The following is a 12307-nucleotide window of genomic DNA, read 5'->3' as shown; positions in this document are numbered from 1 at the left end:
AAATAACTAATTAACAATGTACGCAATAGTAAGTATAGCCGGCCAGCAATTTAAAGTTGCTAAAGACCAGCAGATCTTTGTGCACCGCTTACAAGGAGATGAGGGCGCTAATATTGAATTTGACAACGTGTTATTAGCTGAAAACGAAGGCAAATTTAAATTAGGTGCAGACCTGAAAGGCGCTAAAGTATCGGCTAAGATCGTGTCGCATTTAAAAGGTGATAAAGTGATCGTTTTCAAAAAGAAACGTCGTAAAGGCTACAAAAAGAAAAACGGCCACCGTCAGCAGTTCACCAAGATCGAGATCACTGGTATCTCTTTATAATATCCACCAAAGTTTAACCCCCGAAGCTGTTAACCCGGCTTCATAAAGACATAAAAAATGGCACACAAAAAAGGGGCCGGTAGTTCACGCAACGGTCGCGAGTCGCACAGTAAACGTTTAGGTATCAAGATATTTGGTGGTCAGCCTGCAATTGCCGGTAACATCATCGTTCGTCAGCGTGGTACCCAACACAACCCGGGCCTGAATGTAGGCATCGGTAAAGATCATACCCTGTTCGCTTTAGCTGAAGGTATCGTAACCTTCAAAAAGAAAGCAGATAACCGCTCTTATGTATCGGTATTACCTGTTGAAGCTGCACCGGTTGCTGAAGTAGCAGCACCTGCACCAAAAGCTAAAACAGCAGCTAAGGCTGCCCCGGTTGCTAAGGCTGCCCCGGTTGCTGAAGCTGCACCAGTTGCAGAAGAAGCTGCTGAAGCACCAGCTAAAAAAGCACCTAAAGCTAAGGCAAAACCAGCCGAAGAAACTGAAGAAGCAGCACCTGCTGAGTAATTAGTTTTTAGCTAAATAATATTGAAGCCCTGCGGTATATTATTACCGCAGGGCTTTTTTTGTTGTTTTTATTTCTCCATCCCGTCATTGCGGGGGGATGGTTACCTTACATAGACCACTCTGCTTACGGGGGATCGTTCGTCGCTGCGCTTCCCTCAGGATGACGGCCCGATGATTCGCCCCTCAGCATGCCAGGGATTACCACGCTCTGCTTGCACTTATGGGTTGTATATCTCTCATATATTTCGAAACCCGCATACAAATCACCACATTATTTTGTTTTAAACTCCTTTGTTACAAACGGTAGTTTTTTCTGTCAATAAAATTAATTAGGTTTGGGAAACTAAACTCGTTTTTAATTTATTAAAACTCTGATCTTATTTAAAAACTAAACATGAAGGTATTTGTAAAAAAATCTATTGAACAATTAACGGCCTCGGCAGAAGGTGAAGGCACGCTGAAGCGAACGCTTGGCGCGGGCAGCCTTATTGCTTTAGGTATTGGCGCTATTATTGGCGCGGGCCTGTTCGTACGGACGGCCGCCGCTGCCGGTGAGCACGCCGGTGCCGCGGTAACCTTATCGTTTATTGTAGCGGCTATTGGTTGTGCGTTCGCAGGCCTTTGCTATGCTGAATTTGCTTCAATCATCCCAATTGCCGGCAGCGCGTACACTTACGCCTACGCCACCATGGGCGAACTTGTTGCCTGGGTAATTGGCTGGGCGCTGATATTGGAATACGCCTTAGGGGCCGCAACGGTTTCCATTAGCTGGAGCGAGTATGCCAATAAGCTCCTCGGGGGGAAAATACCCTACGAGTGGTGCCACTCGCCAATGGAATCTATCCTGGTAAATGGCCAAAGCGTACATGGTATCGCTAACTTACCTGCACTTGCTATCCTTGCAATACTTTCATTATTATTAATAAAAGGCACACAGGAATCAGCTTTGGTGAACGGTATTATCGTATTCATCAAAGTTGCTATCGTATTGGTATTTATCGCTATCGGCTGGCAATTTATTAACCCTGCCAACCACACGCCATATATCATCCCCGCTACTCAGCCTGATATTAAATTACCGGACGGTTCTACTTATTCGTATGCGCCTTTCTTCAATCATGGTTGGGGTGGTATCCTCAGTGGTGCCGGTGTAGTTTTCTTCGCATTTATCGGTTTCGATGCTGTATCAACAGCCGCGCAGGAAGCTAAAAACCCAAGCAGGGATATGCCAATTGGTATCCTTGGTTCGTTGGTGGTTTGTACTATCCTGTATATCCTGTTCTCGTGGGTATTAACTGGTGTTGCACCGTTCACCGATTTCATGAAGTCGGGTAAAGAAGCATCGGTAGCTTACGCGATCAGCACTTATATGCACGGTTACGGCTGGTTATCAACCATGGTTACTATCGCTATTTTGGCAGGTTTCTCTTCAGTTATCCTGGTGATGCTGATGGGCCAGTCGCGCGTATTCTACACCATGTCTAACGATGGCCTGTTGCCAAAGATCTTCAGCGATCTGCACCCTAAATTCCGCACGCCATACAAAAGCAATATGATCTTGTTCGTATTTGTTGGCGCCTTCGCGGCATTTGTCCCAGGCAGTGTTGCAGGCGATCTGACCTCGATAGGTACTCTGTTTGCCTTTATCCTGGTGTGTATCGGCGTCATTATATTACGCTATACCAATCCAACACTCAAACGTCCATTTAAAACCCCGCTGGTACCCATTGTACCAATTTTAGGTGCACTTATATGTGGTGGTATGATCTATGGCTTACCAAAAGAAACCCTTCTTAGTGCTTTTGGCTGGATGGTTCTTGGTTTGTTGATCTATTTTGGTTACAGCCGCAAGAACAGTAAACTGGGTAATATTGGCGATGTATTGCCAACCGCGTCAGATTTTGAGAAACAATAATTAAGAATATTCTCCAAGCAAAAAAGGTTCTGAGTATTCAGAACCTTTTTTGCTTTTATAGCTTTTTTACTTAGCTTTAAATAAGCTGCCAATAACCACTAAATACTACCACCTATGTTAGCCTTCGACCCTAAGCAGATCCTATCTGTTACCATGATCTTGTTCGCCATCATCGATATTTTAGGTGCTATACCTATCATTATCGACCTGCGGCAGCGTGTAGGCCATATCGAATCGGAAAAGGCATCGATAGCTGTATTGGTACTGATGGTGATCTTCTTGTTTGTAGGCGAGGAATTGCTGAACGTGATCGGGCTGGATATCCCCTCGTTCGCTATCGCCGGTTCGCTGGTGATATTTATTATCGCTATGGAGATGATATTGGGGATAAAAGTATTTAAGGAAGAGGTATCATCAACGGCGTCTATCGTTCCGCTTGCTTTCCCGCTGATAGCCGGAGCGGGCACCATGACCACGCTGCTGTCGCTTAAATCGCAATATCAAACACCCAATATTATTGTTGGTATTGTATTAAACACCATGTTTGTTTACCTGGTATTAAAAAATGTGAAGTACCTGGAAAGGTTATTCGGCCAAACCGGCATCAGCATATTGCGTAAAGCCTTTGGTATTATCCTGCTGGCTATAGCCATAAAGTTGTTCAGGAATAATACGCATTTGTAATATTTAAAGTACCCCGATAAAAGAACACCTGTTCCACAGGTTGAAAGATCAGTATTTATAACGTGCTTACCCGCGTACGTAACGCTTTTTAGCGCAGCCATAGCAATAATACCTGCGCAACGGCATCCAAAATAAAAGCGTTTTAACCAGCATTCCACGCGGAACACGGTAGTCTAAAGTTGATTTACATTTCCAGCACGTGGGAGTACGTTTGGCTTCATCCTTAATGCTGCTTTCTGAAGATATACTTGTCTCCATAACAATTGGGGTTAAATCGTTATTACTCAATAGTTAAAGCAAATATAATTCTTTATCAACACAACTTACAGGAATATTAATAATTTAACATATTCATAAAAATGAAGGGTAATAACCCTATTTAATTAATAGAAAAACACAGGAGGCGACTGCCCTTAAAATTATCATAATTGCAAATGATATTTTGACAGATAATATCCTAAAAAACACCACTTATAGGCTTATTAAATACATATATCAATAATCTAAAAATTCTGTTAAAACCGCTTATTCTCGCTATAATCCATCGTTTTAATGGATTACTTTAATTAAAAAAACATATCCTCCGCTATATTAAATTACTATTTTAGCAGCCCACTACACGCAGGATATGTCGGTAATCATATTAACGTTAATTATACTCATCGGGGCATATGCTGCCGGTTTGCTGGGTTCATTAACCGGGCTTGGTGGTGGCTTTGTCATCATTCCGCTGCTTACACTGGGGTTACATGTTAACATACATTACGCCATTGGCGCATCGCTGGTATCGGTTATCGCCACCTCGTCGGGCGCTGCGGCGGCTTATGTAAAAGAGGGGATCACCAATATTCGCATCGGGATGTTTCTTGAAATTGCTACAACCGTTGGCGCCATGGCCGGGGCAATGCTGGCACTGCATATCCAAACACACTATATCGCTATACTTTTTGGGCTGATACTGGCTTATTCGGCCATCATGTCGTTTGTAAAAAAGGTGCAGGTAGTATCGGCCGAAGGCAGCCAGGCTGCGGGTGCACTAAAATTGAACGGCACCTACCCTACCCCTGCCGGGCCGGTAAAGTATGGTGTGCGCAACGTTGGCGGCGGCTTTTTAATGATGATATTTGCCGGCATGATATCGGGCCTGCTGGGCATTGGCTCAGGCGCGTTAAAGGTAGTAGCCATGGATACCATTATGCGCATCCCGTTTAAGGTATCAACTACTACCAGCAATTTTATGATAGGCGTTACCGCGGCAGCCAGCGCGGTTGTTTATCTGCAACGCGGTTACATAAGCCCTGATATTTGCATGCCGGTAGTAATAGGCGTTTTATTAGGCGCGCTAAGCGGATCGAAGATACTGGTACATACCGGTTCATCCAAATGGGTGCGCTGGGTGTTTACTATTGTTGTTAGCGTATTAGCCGTGCAAATGATCTACAACGGCATAACCGGTAAAATATAAATATGAACCAGCAACCCAACTTTAAGGATACGGATATGCAGGCCATTATTGGCTGGGTATTGCGCCTGGGCGTAATTATATCAATGGCGGTTGTTGTTTTTGGTGGTGTGGTTTATTTATACCGCCATGGCCACAGTATCCCCAACTATTCTACATTTACAGGTGTACCCGGTTTTGTACATCCATCAGGTATTATCAGCGGTATCATGGCTTTCAGGGGAAGGTCTATCATACAGGCCGGCATTATCCTGCTGGTTGCAACACCTGTTCTGCGGGTGTTATGCTCGTTCGTCGGCTTTATTTTAGAGAAGGATCATATGTACACCCTTATTACACTTGTGGTGTTACTTATCATTTTTATCAGCATGCTTAGCGGCTACGCGGGTTAATTAACCCCTGTTACCCTTTTCATATCATCGCTGTTACCAACCGAATGCTTGCGCGACGCCTTAACCGTACTTTTACCAAAACGCCAGGTAAAACTTAAGCTGCCTATGCGCGTTTCCTTTTTATCATACCCCATCATACTCAGGTTAGCGTATTCGGTACTGTACCGGTCGCGTTCGGTATTGAAAGCGTCTTTTAGCGTAAAGCTCAGGGTAGCCTGCTTGCCGAAAAGTTTTTTGCTGATACTTGGCGTTGCATAGTACGATGCCCGGTAATGATAAATAGCATAAAACGTTGGCACTTCATACTGCGCGGCCAGGTTGATCATCACATCGCCCGGAAGGATAAATTGTTGATTTAACTTAAAAATAGCATCGGTGGTCCCCTGGTCAAGCTTACCGGCGTAGTCGGTATAGTGCTGATAGCTGGCATCCACATTTATGTTGATGTTCCACCAGTTGTTTAATTCTACAGGCGCGTCAAAGGTTATACCGTAAACATGGGCCGTTTTAAGGTTCATTTTGCCCACCATAAAAATGCCGGTGGCATCGTTTTGAGCAAAGTAAGTAAAGTTGTTAAAGTCGCGCGTAAAGGTGGCATACAGGCTGCTGGTGTACTTGCCTTTGTAAGTATGCGCAAACTCAATCTTATCCTGGTAAGCTGGCTTTAAATAGGCGTTGCCGCTGGTCAGATCATACCTGTCCTGGAAAGCGATGATGGGGTTCAGTTCCTGGTAAACAGGCCGGTCAATACGGCGGTTGAAGTTGAACGACAACAGATGATCGGCACTGGCATGATAATTCAGCATCAGTACCGGGAAATAATCGGTGTAATTACGCACTACCTGATGCTTTTCGTCGATGGTATTGGCGTCGGAATGGGTGTGCTCAACACGCAGGTCTATTTGATAATCGAACTTTTTTGATGGCGTAGCGATATAGTTGATATACGCGGCGGTAATATTCTCGGTGTATTTAAACTGGCTGCTCAGAATATCGTTTTGGTAGTGCACACCATCAATAAGTTTATCAAACTGCTGCGAATTATCGCTATTGGTATATACCGATTTTAAACCAGCTTCCAGGCGCAGTTTTTTAGATACCGGATTTACATAATCAACCCGGCCCGAAACATTTGTGATGCGCGTAGGCGCATAATTAATATAGTACGAAGGTGGACTTGTAAAACCGGTATTGGCGTAGTATATAATACTGTTCAGATCTTCGGCCGAGGTGCGGTTGTAAATACTATAGTCCGCATCTGCCGACAGGATCTGATCGCTATACCCCAGCTTACCGTTATAATTTAAGTTGTAGGTGATGTTATTGATGCGTTTGTTAAGTATGGAGGCCGTGGTCAATGTAGAATCGGGGATGGAATTGTTAGAGATTGACGACGCTGTATTTTTATGCAGAAAACTGTTATTGAATGAGCCAACAATTAAAAGGCCTAAGGTATGAGTGGCATCGATATTATAATCGGCGCCGGCATTATAACTGCCCGAATAAGTTTTTTGGCTGTTATAATAATCCACATCAAACTTAGTGATGGCACCAACATAACGATGGGTGAGGATGGTATGATCGGTATTGTAATCGTTAAAATTCATCCCGCCGAAAAAATTCAGTTTGCCCGAACGGTAATTTAAATTGATACCCGAGCCAAAACGATTGAAGTTACCACGGCCCACACTTGGCGAAACCGAGCCGTTAAAGCCATCGCCCTGGCCTTTTTTCAGGATGATGTTGATCAGTCCGCCCGCGCCTGTGGCTTCGTATTTGGCTGATGGATTAGCGATGAGTTCAACCTGGCTGATGCTTCCAATTGGCAGGTTTTGCAACTGTTCGGCAAGGTCAGCAGGCGATAATTTTACCATACGGCCATTGATAGCAATGCCTGCCTTTTGAACACCTTTTAAAAACACCTCGCCATCGTGGCCCACCCGCACGCCCGGCGCCGATCCCAATACATCCAGCACACTGATGCCGCTTGATAAGCCGCCTTTTTCGATATTCAAGACGATCTTATCCGGCCGGTTTTCGATATACGCTGTTTTATTGGTGATCACCACTTCCTTTAGGGCTATGGATTTGATCAATTTGATAGTCGGGACTGTAACGGGCGTTGAGTTACCAACGACAAAGGCCGCTGAAGATCGCGTTTGATAACCGCTATAATTTACGCTGATGATGTAAGTGCCGGCGGGTATGTTATGGAATTTAAAAAAGCCATCGGCAGCAACCACACTGGTATTAATAAGCACCGAATCACGTTCGCGGATAATGCTTACCGCGGCAGCTAAAGCCATACTGTTATCCTGCAATACTACCTGCCCCTGCACATCCGAAAATTTATTTTGTGCTTTGGCGTTAGTGTATAGCAATAAAAATACGCTTGCGGTAAGGCAGCCGAACAGTAACTTCATTAAATGCCAGTGTAGAGGTGTTTTATGCTTTAATATATTAATTTGTCTCAATATAGTAACATAATTAATACATTGCGACAGGTCAGTTAAGGGTTTATACGTTTGGCCGCATTTTAAGTTGCCTGCTGCAAATATAATTATTTATGCATACAGGTATAATTATTAAACGGGCGTATAATTTTTTAAGTTTGCAGCCTAAATTATAACAGGAATGAGAAGACCGTTTGCTTTGTTTTTCAGCTTATTACTTGCATCTGCCGCATTCGCGCAAACCGAACCTGCAAACTATGCAGCGGTTATGGGCAAGTTTAAACTTTTCTTTAACGGCAATAAACCCGATAGCATCTATAATAAATTATTCGGCCCCGAAATGCAGGCCGGACTAAAGCCTGAACAGGTAGCGCAATTGAAAACGCAGTTGGGTACGCTTAATCAAACCACATTTGTAAGTTTTACCGAGCCGACAGCCATTTATAAAGCGGCTTTTCAAAACGGCGAACTGATGCTGAGCCTTTCGCTTAACAAAAGCAACAAAATGATTGGCCTGGGCTTAACACCGGCACAGGCGCAAACCGCAGCCAAAGCCGCTGCCGATGACCCCAATATCGTCGAAAGCCCTGTATCATTAAAAGTATTCACCGGCAATATATCGGGTACTTTGGCCCTGCCTAAAAATGTTAACGGCAAGGTACCGGTTGTACTGATCATCGCCGGATCGGGCCCTACCGACAGGGATGGCAACAGCACCCTTGGCGTTAGCGGCAATACCTACAAAATGATGGCAAGCGCGCTGGGTAAAAATGGTATTGCCAGCCTGCGTTATGATAAACGCATGATAGGCCAAAGTACCACAACCACCAAAGAGAAAGACCTGCGTTTTGAGGATTATGCCGATGATGCCATTGCCCTGGTTGGCATGCTGAGCAGCGATGCCCGCTTTAGCAAAGTGATTGTTATGGGGCATAGCGAAGGCTCGCTGGTGGGGATGATGGCCTCGGCCGATCAGCCCGTGGCTGCCTTTATATCGCTGTCTGGCGCTGGCGACCGTGCCGATAAGATCCTGACCGATCAGATGAAATCGAAACCTGACTTTGTGCAGGAAGCCTTTAAAACTATTATGGATAGCTTAAAACGCGGCAAGTTTACCGACCGTGTAGATCCATCATTATACGCGCTTGCGCGTCCAAGTGTGCAGCCCTACCTGTTATCGTGGATGATGCACGACCCTATCCGCGAGATCAAAAAGTTGAAGATACCGGTACTGATTGTACAAGGTACTACCGATATACAAATAGGCGTTGCCGATGCAGAGAAATTAAAAAAGGCCAAGTCGGATGCTACGTTGTTGATCATCCCCGGCATGAATCACGTTTTAAAGGAAGCCCCTGCAGATAGGGAAAAAAATATAGAAACTTATAAAGACCCCAACCTGCCGCTAAAGCCTGAGTTGGTTACAGGAGTGGTTGGGTTTATTAATAAGTTGAAGTAGCTTACCGAAATTCACCAGCACGTCATTACGAAGAACGAAGCAATCTCTACGCAAATAGGGCAGTATTCATATGAGTCTGTTTAAACTATTGTTGTACGGTTTATTTTATTTAGATAGATTTGTATAAACAGTTAAGATTGCGCAATGGAACTGATTATTGATTTTGATAAAATTGAAGACCCTGGTAAAAAAGAATGGCTATTACGCACTTTAAAACTAATGGGCATAGATTTTCAGGCCACTGAAAAACCTCAAACAATTGATCAGTACAACAAAGAGCTTGAGCAAGGTTATGCTGAAATTAAGAAGGGAAACTTTATAACAGCTGAAGATTTGAAGATACAAGCGCGTAAATGGTAGTTGTTTGGGAAAAAAAGGCAACGAAGGAATTACACAAAGCCTATTTGTATATTTTACTGGAATCGTTGCAAAATGCCGAAATGGTTCGTGATGACATTATCGACCACACCATAAATTTGGCAAAAGACCCCGAGAAATATCCCCTTGATAAATTCAAAAAAGACAATGACGGCACATGGCGTGCTTTCGAAGTACATCACTACCGCATATCATATCGGGTAACTACAGATGAAATTAGTATTGTTCGTTTAAGGCATACCAGCAGATCTCCTTTAGCTTATTAACGCGTCCACGCCCCCAGCAATCGCCTGATCACAATGATCTCGGCAATATGGTAAGCATTATGATCGGCAATTTGCAAAGCCTCGCGTAAAATGCTTTGCCCATCGCCATGCGGGATATGCGCGTAGATATTACCATCCTGCAATAATGCAATAAAGGCTTCCTGGTCATCCTCAATTTGTTTTACCGATCTTTTCCAGGCCGCGTCATCGGCGGGCGCGATCTCTTTAGGCCAATAATCATCAGGCCATTTTGGCGATTGGTGGTTGCCGTCTTTGCTAAACTCCAGCATATCCCATTGTGCAATGCGGATGTGTTCAACCAGTTGCCAAATGGTATATGGCAGTCCGCCTGCTTTGGCGCCACGCAGTTCGGGTGGCAGGCCGGCTAATGCTGTTTTCAAGTCGGCATGGGCGTTGCCGCCTTTTAATAAGTTGGTGAGTTCGGTGATCAGGATATCATGCTTTTCCATATCGGTATCAACAATAATTTAGCTTAAAGGTTGCCAATTTTTATTTAAGAAATGCGCATTGGTTAATATTTGCGTTTAAATTTCTAAGTTTATAACGCTAATTTAATCTTGAAGAACGGTGATCAAAAAACTTATTCCCTTAGCTTTAATGGCCCTGCTTGCCTACAGCTGCAAAAAGGATATGAACAGTACCGACGAGTCGGCCAAGGACAATGATGCCTTTACCGCTTACGAAGGCCATTTCCTGGATGCTTTGTGGAAGCTAAACCCCGATTGGGCCAGCGATGTGGGTTACCATAAGTACGATAGCGTACTGGTTATCCCCAACCCGGCCAGCCGCTCAGCTTTGATCGCTTTTACCAAGGTGCAGATGGATTCGCTGGCTAAGTATAATCCCGGTACACTTTCTGAAGGCAACCGTATGGATTACAAGCTGATCCAAAATCACCTGGATGCCACCCAATGGGCTATTCAGCAGGAAAAATCCTATGAATGGAACCCAGGCAATTACAATGTCATCAATACCTTCGCCCGCATCCTGAACGAAAATTATGCCCCATTGCCAAAACGCCTGCGCAGCTTCTATCAGCGTATGGCTAATATCCCGGCTTATTATAAAGAGGCACAAAAACAGATCAAAAATCCCGTGCCCGAACTGACTACTTTGGCATCAGAACAAATGAGCGGTGGTGTGAGTGTAATAGAAAAGGATTTTGCCGATTCGCTGAAGAAAACCAATATCCCCGAAGCCGAGCAAAAGCTGATGCTGGCCCGTGCGCAGGCATCGGCCAACGTAATAAAAGACTTTGCCCAGTGGCTTAAAACCATGAAGAATGACAAGCCCCGCAGCTTTCGCCTGGGTAAGGAACTGTACGAGGCTAAGTTCAAATTCGATATTCAATCGGCGGGTACCGCGCAGCAATTGTATAACGCCGCTGTGGAGCGTAAAAAGGAACTGCACGGCAACATGACCAAAATAGCGGTAAAGCTTTGGCCAAAATACTTCGGCAAAGCGCCAATGCCAAAGGATACGCTCGACCTGGTTCGCCGCATGATCGATACCCTATCGGTAAAACATGTGAAGCCTGATGAATTCCAATCGGCTATTGAGAAGGAGATCCCGCAGTTGGTATCATTCATCAAAGCTAAAAACCTGCTGACGCTGGATGACAGCAAACCGCTGGTGATCCGCAAGGAGCCGGCTTATATGGCGGGCGTGGCCGGTGCGTCGGTAAGTTCGCCGGGGCCGTACGATAAAAACGGAAATACCTACTACAACGTCGGCAGTTTGGCCGGATGGACACCTGAAAAAGCTGAAAGCTACCTGCGTGAATACAACCAGTATATTTTACAGATCCTTTGCATTCACGAGGCCATTCCTGGCCATTATACGCAATTGGTTTATGCCAATAAAGCGCCAAGTATGATCAAATCCATACTGGGCAATGGCGCGATGATAGAGGGCTGGGCCGTATACACCGAGCAGATGATGCTGGAGGCAGGTTTCGGCAATAACGAACCCGAAATGTGGCTGATGTGGTATAAATGGAACCTGCGCTCGGTATGCAATACCATTGTTGATTACAGCGTGCACACCGGCACTATGGATAAGGATGCCTGCGTAAAATTCCTAACCCGCGAGGCTTTCCAGCAACAGGCCGAAGCCGAAGGCAAATGGCGCCGGGTAAGCGTAACCAGCGTGCAACTCACCAGCTATTACAGCGGCTATAAAGAGATCGTAGATCTGCGCGATGCCTGGAAGCAAAAGATGGGTGATAAGTATAACGTAAAGGATTTTAACGAGAAGTTTTTGAGCTACGGCAGCGCACCTGTTAAGTTTATTAAGGAAGCGATGCTGGCTAAAACTACAACAGAAGCCAAGTAAGCGTTAAGGTTTCATCCTATCAATTAAACTTGATAAAAAGTTAACAATAAAATCGGGATGAATTATTTAAATGTATGTATGTTTGTACAAAGTTTATAACATTTGACC

General features: G+C 44.6%; 12 protein-coding genes. 10 read left to right on the top strand and 2 right to left on the bottom strand.

All coding sequences use genetic code 11. The features are described from left to right. Positions 1-16 precede the first annotated feature (16 nt). From rplU to HQ865_RS05940, 6 genes are all read left to right on the top strand, one after another. Positions 17-325 (top strand): 50S ribosomal protein L21, encoded by a 309-nt coding sequence (gene rplU / locus HQ865_RS05965; RefSeq protein WP_173414013.1) that lies wholly within the window; start codon positions 17-19, stop codon positions 323-325. A gap of 57 nt (positions 326-382) precedes the next feature. Beyond that, positions 383-835: a 50S ribosomal protein L27 gene (rpmA, locus tag HQ865_RS05960; RefSeq protein WP_173414012.1), complete on the top strand. Its 453-nt coding sequence runs from the start codon at positions 383-385 to the stop codon at positions 833-835. A gap of 394 nt (positions 836-1229) precedes the next feature. Next, positions 1230-2750: an amino acid permease gene (locus HQ865_RS05955; RefSeq protein ID WP_173414011.1), complete on the top strand. Its 1521-nt coding sequence runs from the start codon at positions 1230-1232 to the stop codon at positions 2748-2750. Positions 2751-2864: 114 nt separating this feature from the next. Further along, positions 2865-3434, top strand: coding sequence for a MarC family protein (locus HQ865_RS05950; RefSeq protein ID WP_173414010.1), 570 nt, complete (start codon positions 2865-2867; stop codon positions 3432-3434). Between the two features lie 628 nt (positions 3435-4062). Continuing rightward, on the top strand, positions 4063-4899 hold the full coding sequence (locus HQ865_RS05945) for a sulfite exporter TauE/SafE family protein (RefSeq protein ID WP_173414009.1): 837 nt from the start codon (positions 4063-4065) through the stop codon (positions 4897-4899). A gap of 2 nt (positions 4900-4901) precedes the next feature. Continuing rightward, positions 4902-5288: a DUF1634 domain-containing protein gene (locus tag HQ865_RS05940; protein ID WP_173414008.1), complete on the top strand. Its 387-nt coding sequence runs from the start codon at positions 4902-4904 to the stop codon at positions 5286-5288. Here the strand turns inward: HQ865_RS05940 and HQ865_RS05935 are convergent. Further along, positions 5285-7711, bottom strand: a complete 2427-nt coding sequence (locus HQ865_RS05935; RefSeq protein WP_173414007.1) for an outer membrane beta-barrel protein — start codon at positions 7709-7711, stop codon at positions 5285-5287. The genes HQ865_RS05940 and HQ865_RS05935 overlap by 4 nt on opposite strands. A gap of 211 nt (positions 7712-7922) precedes the next feature. Between HQ865_RS05935 and HQ865_RS05930 the strand changes: the two genes are divergently transcribed. From HQ865_RS05930 to HQ865_RS05920, 3 genes are all read left to right on the top strand, one after another. After that, positions 7923-9200 (top strand): alpha/beta hydrolase family protein, encoded by a 1278-nt coding sequence (locus HQ865_RS05930; protein WP_173414006.1) that lies wholly within the window; start codon positions 7923-7925, stop codon positions 9198-9200. Between the two features lie 144 nt (positions 9201-9344). Beyond that, on the top strand, positions 9345-9560 hold the full coding sequence (locus HQ865_RS05925) for a hypothetical protein (RefSeq protein ID WP_173414005.1): 216 nt from the start codon (positions 9345-9347) through the stop codon (positions 9558-9560). Further along, on the top strand, positions 9554-9844 hold the full coding sequence (locus HQ865_RS05920) for a type II toxin-antitoxin system RelE/ParE family toxin (RefSeq protein ID WP_173414004.1): 291 nt from the start codon (positions 9554-9556) through the stop codon (positions 9842-9844). The genes HQ865_RS05925 and HQ865_RS05920 overlap by 7 nt, the downstream gene beginning before the upstream one ends. Here HQ865_RS05920 and HQ865_RS05915 read toward each other — a convergent pair. Next, positions 9841-10314: a DinB family protein gene (locus tag HQ865_RS05915; RefSeq protein WP_173414003.1), complete on the bottom strand. Its 474-nt coding sequence runs from the start codon at positions 10312-10314 to the stop codon at positions 9841-9843. The genes HQ865_RS05920 and HQ865_RS05915 overlap by 4 nt on opposite strands. 118 nt (positions 10315-10432) lie before the next feature. Here HQ865_RS05915 and HQ865_RS05910 point away from each other — a divergent pair, with 118 nt between their 5' ends. Then, positions 10433-12199, top strand: a complete 1767-nt coding sequence (locus tag HQ865_RS05910; protein ID WP_237073753.1) for a DUF885 domain-containing protein — start codon at positions 10433-10435, stop codon at positions 12197-12199. The last annotated feature ends 108 nt before the right edge of the window (positions 12200-12307 follow it).

Origin of the sequence: Mucilaginibacter mali (assembly GCF_013283875.1) — a bacterium.
GTDB lineage: Bacteria > Bacteroidota > Bacteroidia > Sphingobacteriales > Sphingobacteriaceae > Mucilaginibacter > Mucilaginibacter mali.
Note: the sequence above shows the minus strand (reverse complement) of the source record. Positions and strands in the feature narration are given on the sequence as shown.